Here is a 16,071-nt window from a genome sequence, read left to right as displayed (position 1 = left end):
GTCTAATCTCCGATCGAGTCGGTTTCATGAGCAAGGAAGGGGGGAATAGAAATGTCGCAATACTCAGAACTCAAGGCGCAGATCGCAAAACTCCAGGCTCAGGCCGAAGAGGCGCGGCGCACGGAGATCGCGGACGTCATCGCCACGATCAGGGAAAAGATCGCCGAGTATGGCCTTTCCGCCCATGACCTGGGCTTTGCCGAGGCCGCGCGCCGCGGGCGTCCGCCGAAAAAGGCGCCGCTGCCGGCGCGCTATCAGGACCCCAAATCCGGCGCGACCTGGAGCGGGCGCGGCAAGCCGCCCAAGTGGATCGCGGGCAAGAACCGCGAACGCTACCTGATTGCCTGAGGCATGTCGCGGGCGAGGAACGACCCTGCCGCCATACCGCCGCAACCGCAAATGCAATAAAAGAGCCGCATGATTCATGCGGCTCTTTTTTGTGCGTCACCTGTAATCGACGCGTAATGGCGCTATTCGACGACTCGCAAACGATTCACGCCGTGCATTCGTCTGGATTTATCGCGAAAATCGGAATGCTTCGCACTCAGCCGGCGGCGACACGTCGCAGTACCGGACGCTGTGCGGCTTCGATGAGCGCCGTATAAGTGTCGACATAATTGCCGGCCATGATGTGCGACGTGAACCGGTGCTCGAACTGGTTGCGAATCGCCTCGCGCGAAAGCGAATCGATATTCTGAAGCGCGGCCACGGCGCCTTGCACGTCCTCGACGACATAGCCCGTCACGCCCGGGTCGATCACTTCCGGCACCGAACCGCGATTGAAGGCGATCACCGGCGTGCCGCACGCCATGGCCTCGATCATCACGAGGCCGAACGGCTCGGACCAGTCGATCGGGAACAGCAGCGCCTTCGCACCCGAAAGGAACGCGGGCTTCTGCTCTTCGTTGATCTCGCCGACGAACTCCACGTGGGCCTGCGACAGCAGCGGCTCGATCTCGGTCTTGAAGTAGTCCTGGTCGACCTTGTCGACCTTGGCGGCGATCTTCAGCGGCAGGCCGGAGAGCGCCGCGATCTTGATGGCCGTATCCACGCGCTTTTCCGGGCAGATCCGGCCGAGGAAGGCGAGGTACTCGGGCTTGCGGTCGGCCTTCGGGGTGAGCAGATTCTTTGGCAGTCCGTGATAGATCGTGTTCTGCCATGCGGCCTCTGGCAACGGCTGGCGCTGCGAGTCCGAAATCGAGATCACGGGTGCGTTCGGGAACTGCTCGAAAACCGGTTGCAGTTCCGGCAGGTCGAGACGGCCGTGGAGCGTCGTGACGAACGGCGTGTCCATGGTCGTGAAGAGCGGGAACGGCAGGTAGTCGAGGTGAAAGTGCAGCACGTCGAATTCGTGTGCGACGCGGCGCACGCGCTCGAGCAGCACCATGTGCGGCGCCAGCGCGTCGCGGATCGTCGGGTCGAGGCGCAGTGCGCGCGGCCAGGCGGCTTCGAGGTTTGCCGAGGTGACCGAATCGCCGCTGGCGAACAGCGTCACGTCGTGGCCGAGGTCGACCAGCGCTTCGGTCAGATAGGACACGACGCGCTCGGTGCCGCCATAAAGCTTGGGCGGAACGGCTTCATAAAGTGGCGCAATTTGTGCGATTCGCATTGTTCGATCTCCTGGCAAAAAGCCGCGTGTGCAACGAACTCTGTGATGCGGCACTACGGCGGTACTACGGTGTCGGGTTATCCCTGAGTCCGATTATGGCCATTTCGCGGCCCGACACACGCGGTTTTGCAAACGCTTAATGTTGTTACAGCGGGATACAGCAGGTGTAAGTGGCCATTGCAAAGCGTGACGTGGCCAGGTCGCGCATTGCGCAAGCACCGTGCCCGGGCCGCGCGGACAAGGGTCACAAGGCGTCGGCGTGAGGGCAACGGCTGGGCCCGATAGCACGTGCGCGTGACACATCCATGAAAAAGCCTATAATTGCCAGACAATTACGCGGCTTATGCGCATGACATGACGCGCGCCGCCTCCCAGCGCTCTTCCCGCCTCTTTGTCAGAATAATTCCTACACGTTAGCGAAAGTTTTTCTCGCAACGCGTCGCGGCATCCGTCCGATTTCCATTTGTTCGCGCCCCAGCCACAATTCACCCACGACCATAAACAAGCCGTTCGGATGCACTTGGGTCGCATCTGAACGAGCAAACGTTTTCCGCAGCGGTCTGACCAGCCGCCGCGATTTGATTCGGGGGAATCCATGAGCGCGACGACGCACAGCGACATGCTCAATGAGATCAAGGAAGTGAACCTGTCGTACCTGTTGCTCGCGCAACGTCTTTTGCGCGAGGACAAGCCGACGGGCATGTTCCGCATGGGCATCTCGGAGCAGTCCGCCGAGGTGCTCGCCAATCTCTCTTTCGCACAGACCGTACGCCTTGCCGCTTCGAACCAGCTGCTTTGCCGCTTCAGGTTCGACGACCACGCCATCCTGAGCGCGCTTGCCGACAAGGGCAAAACGGCGCTGACCCACTCGGCGATCATCATGGCGGGCCAGGACGTCGAGCAGATCGGCTGAACCGCTTCGCCCCGCGCCGCAGCGCGCGGCCGCGCATTGCACCCTTGCTGCTACGCGAACGGCGGCAGGGGCCACGCGCATTCCTTTGCGGCTTCCAACGGGTGTCTATGGCGACAAAGAGTGTGGTGCAGGAGGTAAAGGAGATCGCTCTTGCGATCGAACTGATCGAGTTGGGCGCGCGTTTGCAGTTGCTCGAAGCGGAGACCTCGCTCTCGCGCGACCGGCTCATCCGGCTCTACAAGGAAGTGAAGGGCGAGTCGCCGCCCAAGGGCATGCTGCCGTTTTCGACCGACTGGTTCATGACCTGGCAGCCCAATGCCCATTCTTCGCTGTTCTACAACACGTTCGTGTTCATGAACCGCCACGCGCGCTGTGAGCCGATCCACGCCATCGTGAAGAGCTACCGGCTCTATCTCGAGCACCTGCGGCTCCACGACGAAACACCCGCGCTGAGCCTCACCCGCGCGTGGACGCTCGTGCGCTACTTCACCTCGGGCCTGCTGCAGATGACGCCGTGCAGCCGTTGCGGCGGCCGCTACGTGGCCCACGCGCACGACCCGCAGCGCGGCTTCGTCTGCGGGCTGTGCCAGCCGCCCTCGCGGGCCGGACGCACGCGGCGCAGCGCGCTTGCCTCGCAGATCGCTGCCTGAGGCGGATCGACGCGGCGTGACGTCGCTTGATGGTGCCCGATGCTGCCCGTTCAGGCCGAGACTCCGGATAAACCCGGCCCGTCTCCGCGCAGACGCCGCGCGGCCACCCTCAACAGCGCTTGCCGTAGCCGAGGCCGGGCCGTCGCAGGCGTTTCCGGCCAGCCGCAGGCACCAGAAGTAACCCTTTCCCACGCGGCTTCGCGAACCGGCCCCAGATTCATCCGTCATGTGGAGGCCAAGCAGACGGCAGACGCCCGGCCGGCTTGCGATCCGCGCCCATTCAATCCCAAAGTTTTTCGCGCCGTTGCCGTAAACCCAGCTAAGGGCGCGGGCCGACGGCGGTTCGCGGCGCATTTCTAGTGAGGACCCGGCAGTGCTGATTATCGTTGGAACCCTCTTGACGATCCTTTGCGTCTTCGGCGGCTACGCACTCGAGGGCGGCCATCTGGCCGCGCTCATGCAGCCGATGGAATTGCTCATGATCGGTGGTGCTGGCGTCGGCGCGTTCATCCTCGGCAACGGCATCAAGACCATCAAGGCCACCTTGCGCGTGCTTCCGACGCTGTTCAAGGGCGCCAAATACAACAAGGACGTGTACATGGAGCTGCTCGCGCTGCTCTATGTCCTGCTCGCGAAGGCGCGAAAGGAAGGCACGCTCACGCTCGAAGCGGATATCGACGATCCGCAGAAGAGCCCGATCTTCACGCAGTATCCGAAGATCCTGGCCGATCACCACATCGTCGAATTCCTCACCGACTACCTGCGTCTCATGGTGGGCGGCAACATGAACGCCTTCGAGATCGAAAGCCTCATGGACGAGGAAATCGAAACGCACCACGCCGAAGGCGAGGCGCCCGCCCATGCGCTCGCGAAGGTGGGCGACGCGATGCCGGCGTTCGGTATCGTCGCCGCGGTGATGGGCGTGGTTCACACCATGGCGTCCGCCGACAAGCCGCCCGCGGTCCTCGGCGAGATGATCGCCCAGGCGCTGGTCGGCACGTTCCTCGGCATTCTGCTTTCGTATGGCCTGATCGGCCCGCTCTCGAGCCTCGCGGAGCAGCGCGTGACCGAGTCGACCAAGATGTTCCAGTGCATCAAGGTGACGATCCTCGCGAGCCTGAACGGCTACGCGCCGGCCATTGCCGTGGAGTTCGGCCGCAAGGTGCTGTTCTCGACCGAGCGTCCGTCGTTCACGGAGCTCGAAGAGCACGTGCGCCGCGTGAAGGCGAAGTAAGGACCGGCCCATGAGCAACAACAAGGACCGCGCAATCGTTGTCAAGCGCGCCGCGCCGAAGAAGGCCGGCCATCATGGCGGCGCGTGGAAGCTCGCCTACGCGGACTTCATGACCGCGATGATGGCGTTCTTCCTGCTGATGTGGCTGCTCTCGTCGGCTTCGACGGTGCAGTTGCGCGGCATTGCCGACTACTTCAACCAGCCGCTGAAGATCACGCTCTGGGGCGGCGACCGCAGCGCCGAAGACTCGAGCATCCTGAAGGGCGGCGGCCGTGACATCTCGTCGCAGGATCAGGGCGTCACGCGCCGCAGCGACGGCGCGACCGAGCGCTCGGTGCGCGACCAGTCGAAGCACAACGACGACGACGCCACGAAGCAGCTAGAAGGCTCGCTCGAACGCAAGGAGCAGGTGCGCCTGCACGACCTGCAGGTGAAGCTGATGGCGGCGATCGAGGCGAACCCGGTGCTGCGCCAGTTCAAGCAGCAGATCCGCATCGACTCCACGCTGCAGGGCCTGCGCATCGAGATCGTCGATTCGCAGAAGCGCCCGATGTTCGCCACGGCGCGCGACGTGGTCGAGCCGTACATGCACGACATCCTGCAGGCGATCGGCAAGACGCTCAACGACGTGCCCAACCGCATCGTCGTGCAGGGCCACACCGACGCCGTGCCCTACGCGGGCGGCGAAAAGGGCTATAGCAACTGGGAGCTTTCCGCGGACCGCGCCAATGCCTCGCGCCGCGAGCTGATCGCGGGCGGCATGGACGAATCGAAGGTGTTGCGCGTGCTCGGTCTCGCTTCGACGCAGAACCTGAACAAGGCCGATCCGCTCGACCCGGAGAACCGCCGCATCAGCATCATCGTGTTGAACAGGAAGTCCGAAGACGCGCTCATGCACGACGACTCGACCACCACCACGCTCTCCGACGACGCAGCGGGTTCGGGCAAGAGCCTGCCCGGGCTCACGCCGGACGCCGTGCCGGTCAGGGCCGCGCCCGCCCCGGTGGCGATCGCGCCGAAGGTCGCCACTTCGGTGGTGCCGGCGGTGAGCGTCGCGCCGGCAGAGCAATGACAACGAGGAACGGATGATCAGGACCATTCTGGCGATCGACGATTCGGTGTCCATGCGGGAGATCCTGCGTGCGGCGCTCGGCTCGGCAGGCTACGAAGTGACGGTGGCGAGCGACGGCGAAGAAGGGCTCGAGCACGCGCTCGCCCAGCGCTTCGATCTCGTGCTCACCGACCTTTACATGCCGCGCATGGGCGGGCTCGACCTGATCAAGCAGTTGAGGGCGAATCCTTCGTACTTCGAAACGCCCATCCTCGTGCTGACCACGGAATCGGACGAAGGCTTCAAGGCAGCCGTACGCGACGCAGGCGCGACCGGCTGGATCGAAAAACCGGTGGACCCCGAGCTGCTCGTCGATCTGGCGAGCGCGCTTGGCGAGGCCCACCCTTGAGGTGTCGCGCGGCGACCGACCCGGCACCCCCCAGGCAATTAACGCGGTGAAAGAGCAATGACTCTCGACATCACTCAGTTCTATCAGACGTTTTTCGACGAGGCGGACGAGCTGCTTGCGCAGATGGAGCAGCTTCTCCTGAACCTGAACGTCGGTCGCCCGGATCCCGAGGATCTGGCGGCGATCTTCCGCGCGGCGCACTCGATCAAGGGTGGCGCGGCGACGTTCGGCTTCACGGCCCTGACCGAGACGACCCACATTCTCGAATCGCTGCTCGACCGCGCTCGCAACAACGAGCTCGTGCTGCGCAAGGACATGATCGACACGTTCCTCGAAACGAAGGACGTGCTCTCCGACCAGCTCGGCGCCTACCGCGCGAGCGCCGAGCCCGACGCGCAAGCGGCTGCCGCCGTGCGCGCGAAGCTCGAGCGCCTCTATGCGGAAAGCCGCGGCGTGCCCGCATCGGCGCCTGAACCCGCGCCTGCGCCAGCGCCGGCACCCGCGCCGGCCCCGCAGGCAAGCGGTGGCGATTCGGAAGAAGATCTCGAAGCCGCTTTCGAAATGCACAGCACGCTGTCGGCTGCAGGCTCGGGCGCACCCGAGCACGTCGTGAGCGAGGCGATCGATGCAGCGGCCTCGGCGCCTGCGGCCAGCGCTGAAGCGGGCGCGGAAGGTCCGCACCTGCGCGTCACGCTGCGCGCTGTCGACGCGAAGGACCAGGACCTGCTCGTCGAAGAGCTTGGCAACCTCGGCCGCATTCTCGGGCAGGTGAAGACCGGCGACGACCTCACGCTCTGGCTCGAAACCGATGTGACGCCCGACGACATCATCGCGGTGTGCTGCTTCGTGATCGACGAGAAGCAGATTTCGATCGGCCGTGGCGCCGCGCCGCAGGGCGACGCGCAACCGCCAGCGGCAGCAGCTTCCACCGCGGTTCCCGCCGCAGCGCCCGCGGCTGCACCGACGGCCGCGCCTGCCGCAGCGCCCGTAGCAGCGAGCGCCATGGTCCCCGCCGCGCCGCCTGCACCGCACCCGGAACTCGAAGCGCCTCGCCCTCCCGCGAGCGCGCCCGCGCAAACCGAAAGCGAGCGCAAGGCGCGTCCGGCCGCCGCGGCGGCGTCGGCGGAAGGCAGCTCGATTCGCGTTGGCGTTGAAAAGGTCGATCAGCTGATCAACCTCGTGGGCGAGCTCGTCATCACGCAGGCCATGCTGGCGGAAACCACCAGCACGTTCGACCCTGCGCTGCACGACCGCCTCTACAACGGCATGGCGCAGCTCGAGCGCAACGCGCGCGACCTGCAGGAAGCGGTGATGTCGATCCGCATGATGCCGATGGATTACGTCTTCAGCCGCTTCCCGCGCCTCGTGCGCGATCTCGCGGCGAAGCTCGGAAAGGAAGTCGAGCTTGTCACCTTCGGTCAGGCGACCGAACTCGACAAGAGCCTGATCGAGCGCATCATCGACCCGCTCACCCACCTCGTGCGCAACTCGCTCGACCACGGCATCGAAACCGTGGAAGCGCGCCGCGCCGCGGGCAAGGACGCCACGGGCCAGCTCGTGCTCTCCGCCGCGCACCACGGCGGCAACATCGTGATCGAAGTGAGCGACGACGGCGCGGGCCTGCGCCGCGACAAGATTCTCGCCAAGGCGATCAAGCAGGGCATGCAGGTCAGCGACACCATGAGCGACGACGAGGTCTGGAACCTCATCTTCCTGCCGGGTTTCTCGACCGCCGAGCAAGTGACGGACGTGTCGGGCCGCGGCGTGGGCATGGACGTGGTCAAGCGAAACATCCAGGCGATGGGCGGCCACGTGGAGATCACCTCGCACGCGGGCAAGGGCAGCACGACGCGCATCGTGCTGCCGCTCACGCTGGCGATTCTCGATGGCATGTCGGTGAAGGTCGGCGAAGAAATTTTCATCCTGCCGCTGAACTTCGTGATGGAGTCGCTGCAGCCGCGCCACGAAGACATCTACACGGTCACCAACGGCGACCGCGTGGTGCGCGTGCGCGGCGAATACCTGCCGCTCGTCGCGCTCCACAAGGCGTTCAATGTGGAAGGCGCGCGCACGGACCCGACGCAGGGCATCGTCACGATCATGGAAACCGAAGGCCGTCGCTTCGCCATGCTGATCGATGAGCTGGTCGGCCAGCAGCAGGTCGTGGTGAAGAACCTCGAAACGAACTACCGCAAGGTGCACGGCATTTCGGCGGCGACCATTCTCGGCGACGGCAGCGTCGCGCTGATCGTCGACGTGGCCGCGCTCAATCGTGAGACGCGCGCCACGCACGGCGTGAGCGCCAGCGCTAATTCGGGTGCGTTCGCCGAATTCGCGTGATCGTTGTGAAGTCCGGACGCACTCAACCAATCATCTCCCAACCGTTCAGGGGCTAACGTGGCAGAAGTCCAATCGATTCAAGGCAACGCGCACGGCGCGCTTGCCGGCGCGCAACGCCGCGACGCGCTGCAGGCCGACGCAGGCGGTCAGGAATTCCTCGTCTTCACCCTCGGCGCGGAAGAGTACGGCATCGACATCCTGAAGGTGCAGGAAATCCGCGGCTACGACAGCGTGACGCGCATCGCGAACGCGCCCGACTTCATCAAGGGCGTGATCAACCTGCGCGGCATCATCGTGCCGATCGTCGACATGCGTATCAAGTTCCATCTGGGCCGTGTCGAGTACGACCACCAGACGGTCGTCATCATCCTGAACGTCGCGCATCGCGTGGTCGGCATGGTGGTGGACGGCGTCTCGGACGTGCTCACGCTGCAGATGGAGCAGATCATGCCCGCGCCCGAATTCGGCGCGACGCTCACGACCGAGTACCTCACGGGCCTCGGCACCGTGGAAGGCCGCATGCTCATCCTGATGGACATCGAAAAGCTGATGACGAGCCGCGAAATGGCTCTGATCGAGGCGCTGGTCTAACGCGCCGAGAGGTAAAACCGGGGGGCCGCGAGGCCAGCGTGAGAGAGAGCGGACAAGCCGCCGCCAAAGAGCGGCAAGCCGCCCTTCGTACTTGCGCGCGCTTCGTGCATGGCCGTGGGCGTTGCCGCGCCTGGCCGCATAGCCCGCCCCGATTCGCACAGGACAGGGAGCAAACGAGATGCTGCAAAGATGGTCGATCCGCACGACGCTCACAGGCGTCGGGGTCATTCTGGTTGCGCTGACCGTGCTGGTCGGCGGACTTGGGCTTTACGCGCTTGGGCGCGCGAGCGATGCGCTCGGCATGATGGCACGCGGCGATCTCGTCGCGATGCATGCGCTCAACGACGCCTCGTCGTATCTGCTGCGCACGCGTGTCTCACTCGAGCGCGGCAGCGCGCTCGCGGCGGCGGGCCAGGCCGACGATGCGAAGAAGGCGTTCGATCGTGCCGACGAACTGCTCGCGAAATCCAACGACGCATGGCAGGTCTTCCAGAGCGCGCCGAAGAGCGGCCTTGACGCCGCGATGCTCGACGCGCTCGCGGCCAAACGCGCGACGCTGATGCAAGACGGCGTCAAGCCAGAATTCGCGGCCCTGCGCGCAAACGATCAAGTGGCCTACCACGCCGTGGCCGACACGAAGATCAGCCCGATGTTCGTCGACTACGACAACGTTGCCGCCCCGCTCGCGCAGGCGATGCAGGACGGCGCGCAGACGCGTCAGGCGACGGCGAACGACCGTATCGACATGATGCGTGCAGCGATCGGCGCGGTGATCGTCATCGCGCTCGTGCTGGTGGTGGCGATCCGCTTCGCGATGCGCGGCCTCATCGTGCAGCCGCTCGAGGACGCCGTAGCGTGCTTCGAGCGCATCGCCCAGGGCGATCTTTCGCAGACGGTCACGGTCTACAGCGATAACGAGATCGGGCGTCTTTTCAGCGGCGTCAAGCGCATGCAGGAAAGCCTCGTCACGCTCGTGAGCGCGGTGCATACGGGCGCAAGCTCGATCGACGTGGGCGCGCGTGAAATCGCCATGGGCAACACCGACCTGTCGCAGCGCACCGAGCAGCAGGCCGCTTCGCTGCAGGAAACGGCGTCGAGCATGGAGCAGCTCACCGGCACCGTGCGCCAGAACGCCGAGAACGCGCGTCAGGCGAGCCAGCTGGCCGTCAACGCTTCCGACATCGCGACGCGCGGTGGAGAGGTGGTGGGCGAAGTGGTGAACACGATGCAGGGCATCGCGGTGAGTTCGGCGAAGGTCGTGGACATCATCAGCGTGATCGAAGGCATTGCGTTCCAGACCAACATTCTCGCGCTCAACGCAGCCGTGGAAGCGGCGCGCGCGGGCGAGCAGGGCCGCGGCTTCGCGGTGGTGGCCGGCGAAGTGCGCAGCCTCGCGCAGCGCAGCGCCAGCGCGGCGAAGGAAATCAAGGAACTCATCAACGACTCGGCCGAGAAGGTGCAAAGCGGCTCGCAACTGGTGGGCCGGGCCGGCACGACGATGGAAGAGATCCTTCAGGCCGTGCGTCGCGTGACCGACATCATGGGCGAGATCAGCGCGGCGTCCGAAGAGCAGTCGGGCGGCATCGAACAGGTCAACCGGGCCGTCACGCAGATGGACACCGTCACGCAGCAGAACGCTGCGCTTGTGGAAGAGGCGGCGGCGGCCGCGGCGTCGCTCGAAGAGCAGACGCGTCAGCTGCAAAACGTGCTCGGCAAGTGGACGACGGGTGGCACGCATGCGCACAGCGTGGGCGTAAGCCCCGCTCGTGTGACGCCAGCAGCGTCGGGCGCCGCGAAACGCACGACGCCGCCTGCGGCTGCGACGAAGGCTGTTGCCACGGCAAGCCCGGCGGCATCGACGGACACCGCGAAGCCAGCAACAAAGCCCGCGGCGCAATCCGCAGCGAAGCCCGCAGCGAAACCAGCAACCACGCCGACAGCCAAGCCATCTGCACCTGCGCGCGCCGAGACGCATGTGAGCCCGGCGGCATCCGCCTCGGGCGATTCGGACTGGGAAACGTTCTGATCGAACGCGGCATAGAAAAGTAGTGAAGTACTGAACACGACGGGCAACTGCAATGCACATGAGCGCTACACAACGGCAAGGCCTGCCGCGCCGGACCCCAGGGTCCACGCGCGTTGCGCAGGCCGCCCATGCGCCGCACGCATTGCAACCGGGCAGGCGCGGCGCGCAGCAGTCCTGCGCCGCGGTATCCCATGCAGTGGGCGGCGCGCAATGCGAAGGGGCATCAGCATGAAAGCGCTGCGAAATTCACGCCACGACGCCGGCGAGCCGGGCGCTACGGGCACTCAGGGCGTCGAGAGCAACCGCGATTTCGATTTCACGTCGGCGGACTTCGAGCGCATTCGCGCGCTCATTCACCGCCGCGCGGGCATCTCGCTCTCGGACCACAAGCGCGACATGGCGTACAGCCGCCTCGCGCGGCGCCTGCGCACGCTCGGCATCGACAGTTTTCGCGAGTACCTCGACCAGCTCGAAGCGCGCAACGACGCGAACGAGTGGGAAGCGTTCACGAACGCGCTCACGACGAACCTCACGGCGTTTTTCCGCGAGGCGCATCACTTCCCGATCCTCTCGGATTTCGTGAAGCGCCGAGGTTCCCAGCCGGTTTCGGTATGGTGCTCGGCGGCTTCGACGGGTGAAGAGCCGTACTCGATCGCGATGACGCTCATCGAAGCGCTTGGGGACCGCGCCGCGCGCGAGGCACGCGTGCTCGCCACCGACCTCGACACCCAGGTGCTCGCCAAGGCGGACGCGGGCGTCTACTCGTTCGACCAGGTGAAGCATCTGTCGCCCGAGCGCCTCAAGCGGTTCTTCTTCAAGGGCACGGGCTCTCACTCGGGGCTCGTCAAGGTGCGCCCCGAGCTGCGCGCGATGATCAAGTTCGAGCAGCTCAATCTCACCGACGCGGACTACGGCTTGCGTACGACGTTCGACGCGATCTTCTGCCGCAACGTGATGATCTATTTCGACAAGCCGACCCAGGCGCAGGTCCTCACGCGCTTCGAGCCGCTCATGAAGCCGGACGGCCTGCTGTTCGCAGGCCACTCGGAGAACTTCACCTACGTCACGCAGGCGTTCCGTCTGCGCGGCCAGACGGTGTACGAACTCACGCGCGGCGGCGGAGTCAATGCCACGCCGCGCCGCGCGAACGACGCTATCGGAGTGCCTGCATGAGCGCACGCCTCCCGATCGCGTCGAATCGCTATTTCGACACGCATTTCCAGCGCCCCGGCGTCAAGCTGCTGCCCAACGAGTTCTTTACGACGGGTGACGACATGGTGCTCGTCACCGTGCTCGGCTCGTGCGTGGCGGCTTGCATCCAGGACCGCACGGCCGGTATTGGCGGCATGAACCACTTCATGCTGCCCGACGACGGCGCGGACTCCGCCCACGCGCTCACCGGCGCCTCCGACGCGATGCGCTACGGCGCCTACGCGATGGAAGTGCTCATCAACGAGCTGATCAAGGCGGGCGGCCGGCGCGAGCGCTTCGAGGCCAAGGTGTTCGGCGGCGCGGCGGTGCTCGCGGGCATGACGACGATGAACATCGGAGACCGCAACGCCGCTTTCGTGCGCCGCTATCTCGCGACCGAGAACATCCGCATCGTGGCCGAAGACCTGCAAGGCTCGCATCCGCGCAAGGTGGCGTTTTTGCCGCGCACGGGCCAGGTGATGGTGAAGAAGCTGCGTCTCTCGCAGGACACGAGCGTGGCCGAGCGCGAGCAGCAACTCGCCGCGCAATCCGCCGAGGCGCGCGCCGAACGGCTCGCGCGTGCCCGCGCGCGCGTCGAGCTGTTCGGGGTCGGCAGCGCAGGGCGCGCGGGCCCGGGCGCGACGGCGGCGGCACATGCGGCGAACGCGACGAGCGCAGCGCCCCAGATTTCCCAATCCCAGCCGCAGAGCGCGCGGCCTCGTATCGAGCTATTTGGCTCGAGCGTGTCGTCCGCACTGCGCGCATCGGGTCAAGACAACGCCAGGACAGTAGAGGAGGCGTGAACGCTGTGCAAAAAATCAAGGTTCTCTGCGTCGACGATTCGGCGCTGATCCGCAGTTTGATGACGGAAATCATCAACGGTCAGCCCGATATGACGGTCGTCGCCACCGCGCCGGATCCGCTCGTCGCGCGCGAGCTGATCAAGCAGCACAACCCCGACGTGCTCACGCTCGACGTCGAAATGCCGCGCATGGACGGCCTCGACTTCCTCGAGAAGCTGATGCGCCTGCGGCCCATGCCGGTCGTGATGGTGTCGTCGCTGACCGAACGGGGCAACGAAATCACGCTGCGCGCGCTCGAACTGGGCGCGGTCGATTTCGTGACGAAGCCGAAGGTCGGCATTCGCGACGGCATGCTCGAATACTCGGAGAAGCTCGCCGACAAGGTGCGCGCCGCCGCGCGCGCCCGCGTGCGCGCTCACCATGCGCCCGCCGCTGCCGCAGCGGGAGGCGCCGCGCAGGCTCACGCCGCTCACGGCCACGCCGCGAGCCCGGCGCCGATGATCAACAACCCGCTCGTCTCGACCGAAAAGCTCGTGATCGTCGGCGCGTCGACGGGCGGCACCGAGGCAATCCGCGAAGTGCTGCAGCCGCTGCCGCCCGACGCGCCCGCGGTGCTGATCGCGCAGCACATGCCGCCTGGGTTCACGAAGTCGTTTGCACAGCGCCTGAACGGGCTGTGCCGCATCACCGTCAAGGAAGCGGAGCACGGCGAACGTGTGCTGCCCGGCCATGCCTACATCGCGCCGGGACACGCACACCTCTTGCTCGCACGCAGCGGGGCGAACTACATCGCGCATCTGTCCGACGACCCGCCGGTCAACCGGCACCGTCCGTCGGTCGACGTGCTGTTCCGCTCGGCCGCGCTGCATGCGGGCAAGAACGCCATCGGCGTGATTCTCACGGGCATGGGCCGCGACGGTGCGGCCGGGCTGCTCGAAATGCGTCAGGCCGGGGCGTACACGCTCGCGCAGGACGAGGCGAGCTGCATCGTGTTCGGCATGCCCCGTGAAGCCATTGCAATGGGTGGCGCCGACGAAATTGCCTCGCTTGCAGACATGAGCCGGCGTGTGATGACCCGCCTCGCCTCGATGGGCGACCGGGTCCAGCGCGTCTGATGAACAACCAATATCGAGTGATCGTGTTTGCCGCAAACGCTTGCACGATCGCTTGCGATTAATTTATCTGGATAGGCACTGCGCTTCTCTGGATAATTGCCCGGGTTTTCGCCTGGAGGAATGGAACGTGATGGATAAGGGAATGAAGATTCTGGTGGTGGACGATTTTCCGACGATGCGCCGGATCGTCCGCAACCTGCTCAAGGAACTGGGCTACTCGAACGTCGACGAAGCCGAAGATGGCGCAGCAGGCCTCGCACGCCTGCGCGGCGGCAACTACGAGTTCGTGATCTCCGACTGGAACATGCCGAACCTCGACGGTCTCGCCATGCTCAAGGAGATCCGCGCCGACGCGAACCTCTCGCATCTGCCGGTGCTGATGGTGACGGCGGAGTCGAAGAAGGAAAACATCATCGCGGCGGCGCAGGCTGGCGCGAGCGGCTATGTGGTGAAGCCGTTCACGGCTGCCACGCTCGACGAGAAGCTCAACAAGATTCTCGAGAAGATGGCCAAGACGGGGAGCTGACGTGAACGAGCCCATCAGTGCGCAACCCGGTGAGCAGTCCGGCGCTCATGGCGCTGAGTGGCCGGAAGGCGTGGGCGCCGAGCCGCTCCCGCAGCCGCCCGAGTTCGACTTCGGGGCACCAGCCGCGGGCGAGGCGAGCGAGCTGGCGACGGACCGCATCCTCGCGCGCATCGGCCATCTGACGCGCAGCCTGCGCGACTCGATGCGCGAACTCGGCCTCGACAAGCACGTGGAACGCGCCGCCGAGGCGGTGCCCGACGCGCGCGACCGGCTGCGCTATGTCGCGAACATGACCGAGCAGGCCGCCGAGCGCGTGCTGACCGCGATCGACATCGCCAAGCCGCTGCAGGAAACGCTCGAGCGCGACGCCAAGGTGCTGACGAGCCGCTGGGCGACGTGGTACGACGCGCCGATCGGCCGCGAGGAAGTGCGCCAGCTGATGGACGACACGCGCGCCTTTGTGGACGGCGTGCCGCAGGCCACCGCGGCGACCAACCAGCAGCTGCTCGAGATCATGCTCGCTCAGGACTTCCAGGACCTGACGGGCCAGGTGATCAAGAAGATCATGGACGTGGTCTATCTGATCGAGCAGCAGTTGCTCACCGTGCTGGTCGAGAACATCGCGCCGGAGCGGCGCGAGCAGTTCGCGGCGACGGCGGCGGCGCTCGCGGAGACCCAAAGCAGCACGGGCAGCCCCGAAGGCCTGCTCAACGGCCCGCAGATCAATCCGGAAGGCAAGACCGACGTGGTGCAGGACCAGGCGCAGGTCGACGATCTGCTCGCAAGCCTCGGCTTCTGACCCAAAACGCGCAGCTAGCCGTTCGGTTAGCTGCCGCATGTAGTCCAAGGCGGGCATACTAGTGCTCATGCCTTCGTGCCCTGCCGCGGCGAGCGTCGCGGTGGTGCAACGAGGCCGAGCCAGCCGTTGCCCGTCCTGCTGCGCCCCGCCGCGACGTTCCCGCGCGGCCCGACAGCGAATGGTGCGACGCGCCATCGCCAGAGGGAGGGACGCCTTGTATCCATACACATCGTTCTGTGGCAAGGCGGCGCGTCGGTTCGCGCGCCGCGCCGCACCCCGCTGCGCGTTCGGCGCGGCGCTTCCTGGTGCACTGCTTTGCGCGCTGCTCGCCGCGCCGCCGGCGCAAGCCGCGCTCGGCGGCGCGCCCATGACCACGCCCGCGGGCGCGAGCGTCAGCACCCTGAGCGCCGCCTCGGCGGCCGCCGCGACCGGCAATGCGTCCGTCGTTGCGCGCGCAGCCGTGCAAGCCGCGGCTTCCGGCGCTTCCACGACCTCCGCCTACACCGTTCAGCAGACCACGCTCGCCAACGGCACCGTCGTGCGCGAGTACCTCACGCAGGCCGGCACCGTATTCGGCGTTGCCTGGGACGGCCCGCAGATGCCCAATCTCGCCACGCTGCTCGGCAGCTACTTTCCCCAATACACGGCCGGGGTGAAGGCGAGCCACGCCGCCGGTCTCGTGCGCGGGCCGGGCGTGGTCGAAAACTCGAACGTCATCGTGCATTCGGGCGGCCACATGGGCGCCTTCTCCGGGCAGGCATGGCTGCCGCAGGCACTGCCTGCAGGCGTCAGCGGCTCCGATATCCAGTGACGA

The 16,071-nt window shown here is 65.9% G+C and carries 16 protein-coding genes; 15 read left to right on the top strand and 1 reads right to left on the bottom strand.

Features of this window, described 5'->3' with window-relative positions:
• The first annotated feature begins 51 nt into the window (after positions 1-51).
• Positions 52-348, top strand: coding sequence for an H-NS histone family protein (locus L0U83_RS13765; RefSeq protein ID WP_233883358.1), 297 nt, complete (start codon positions 52-54; stop codon positions 346-348).
• A gap of 196 nt (positions 349-544) precedes the next feature.
• Here L0U83_RS13765 and L0U83_RS13760 read toward each other — a convergent pair whose 3' ends face one another.
• Positions 545-1,609, bottom strand: coding sequence for a glycosyltransferase family 4 protein (locus L0U83_RS13760; protein ID WP_233883356.1), 1,065 nt, complete (start codon positions 1,607-1,609; stop codon positions 545-547).
• A 595-nt stretch (positions 1,610-2,204) separates the two neighbouring features.
• Between L0U83_RS13760 and flhD the strand changes: the two genes are divergently transcribed.
• The 14 genes from flhD (at position 2,205) to L0U83_RS13690 (ending at position 16,068) form a co-directional block, all read left to right on the top strand.
• Complete coding sequence (flhD, locus tag L0U83_RS13755) at positions 2,205-2,522, top strand: flagellar transcriptional regulator FlhD (protein ID WP_028203344.1); 318 nt, start codon at positions 2,205-2,207, stop codon at positions 2,520-2,522.
• A gap of 107 nt (positions 2,523-2,629) precedes the next feature.
• Entirely contained in the window at positions 2,630-3,172 is a 543-nt protein-coding gene (gene flhC / locus L0U83_RS13750; RefSeq protein WP_233883354.1) for a flagellar transcriptional regulator FlhC, read from the top strand.
• Between the two features lie 373 nt (positions 3,173-3,545).
• The gene (gene motA, locus L0U83_RS13745; protein ID WP_042265911.1) at positions 3,546-4,406 is read left to right on the top strand and encodes a flagellar motor stator protein MotA; all 861 of its coding nucleotides are present in this window, start codon (positions 3,546-3,548) and stop codon (positions 4,404-4,406) included.
• A 10-nt stretch (positions 4,407-4,416) separates the two neighbouring features.
• Entirely contained in the window at positions 4,417-5,478 is a 1,062-nt protein-coding gene (motB, locus tag L0U83_RS13740; RefSeq protein ID WP_233883352.1) for a flagellar motor protein MotB, read from the top strand.
• Positions 5,479-5,491: 13 nt separating this feature from the next.
• Positions 5,492-5,866 carry a response regulator gene (locus tag L0U83_RS13735; protein ID WP_233883350.1) on the top strand — a complete coding sequence of 125 codons (375 nt, stop codon included), beginning with the start codon at positions 5,492-5,494 and terminating at the stop codon, positions 5,864-5,866.
• A gap of 57 nt (positions 5,867-5,923) precedes the next feature.
• Complete coding sequence (cheA, locus tag L0U83_RS13730) at positions 5,924-8,206, top strand: chemotaxis protein CheA (protein WP_233883348.1); 2,283 nt, start codon at positions 5,924-5,926, stop codon at positions 8,204-8,206.
• A 57-nt stretch (positions 8,207-8,263) separates the two neighbouring features.
• Positions 8,264-8,797 (top strand): chemotaxis protein CheW, encoded by a 534-nt coding sequence (cheW, locus tag L0U83_RS13725; RefSeq protein ID WP_201699839.1) that lies wholly within the window; start codon positions 8,264-8,266, stop codon positions 8,795-8,797.
• A 178-nt stretch (positions 8,798-8,975) separates the two neighbouring features.
• The gene (locus L0U83_RS13720; protein WP_233883346.1) at positions 8,976-10,823 is read left to right on the top strand and encodes a methyl-accepting chemotaxis protein; all 1,848 of its coding nucleotides are present in this window, start codon (positions 8,976-8,978) and stop codon (positions 10,821-10,823) included.
• A 228-nt stretch (positions 10,824-11,051) separates the two neighbouring features.
• Positions 11,052-11,996 carry a CheR family methyltransferase gene (locus tag L0U83_RS13715; protein ID WP_233883344.1) on the top strand — a complete coding sequence of 315 codons (945 nt, stop codon included), beginning with the start codon at positions 11,052-11,054 and terminating at the stop codon, positions 11,994-11,996.
• A complete protein-coding gene (gene cheD, locus L0U83_RS13710; protein WP_233883342.1) occupies positions 11,993-12,817 on the top strand; it encodes a chemoreceptor glutamine deamidase CheD in 825 nt (274 codons plus the stop codon). Before L0U83_RS13715 ends, cheD begins: the two co-directional genes overlap by 4 nt.
• Entirely contained in the window at positions 12,814-13,932 is a 1,119-nt protein-coding gene (locus L0U83_RS13705) for a protein-glutamate methylesterase/protein-glutamine glutaminase (RefSeq protein ID WP_308445036.1), read from the top strand. The genes cheD and L0U83_RS13705 overlap by 4 nt, the downstream gene beginning before the upstream one ends.
• Positions 13,933-14,062: 130 nt before the next feature.
• Positions 14,063-14,458 (top strand): chemotaxis response regulator CheY, encoded by a 396-nt coding sequence (gene cheY, locus L0U83_RS13700; protein WP_028212018.1) that lies wholly within the window; start codon positions 14,063-14,065, stop codon positions 14,456-14,458.
• A 142-nt stretch (positions 14,459-14,600) separates the two neighbouring features.
• Positions 14,601-15,257: a protein phosphatase CheZ gene (gene cheZ, locus L0U83_RS13695; RefSeq protein ID WP_233883925.1), complete on the top strand. Its 657-nt coding sequence runs from the start codon at positions 14,601-14,603 to the stop codon at positions 15,255-15,257.
• Between the two features lie 310 nt (positions 15,258-15,567).
• The gene (locus tag L0U83_RS13690; RefSeq protein WP_233883923.1) at positions 15,568-16,068 is read left to right on the top strand and encodes a DUF2844 domain-containing protein; all 501 of its coding nucleotides are present in this window, start codon (positions 15,568-15,570) and stop codon (positions 16,066-16,068) included.
• Positions 16,069-16,071 lie beyond the last annotated feature (3 nt).

The organism is Paraburkholderia flagellata, from assembly GCF_021390645.1.
GTDB lineage: Bacteria > Pseudomonadota > Gammaproteobacteria > Burkholderiales > Burkholderiaceae > Paraburkholderia > Paraburkholderia flagellata.
This window is presented reverse-complemented; position numbering and strand designations above follow the sequence as displayed.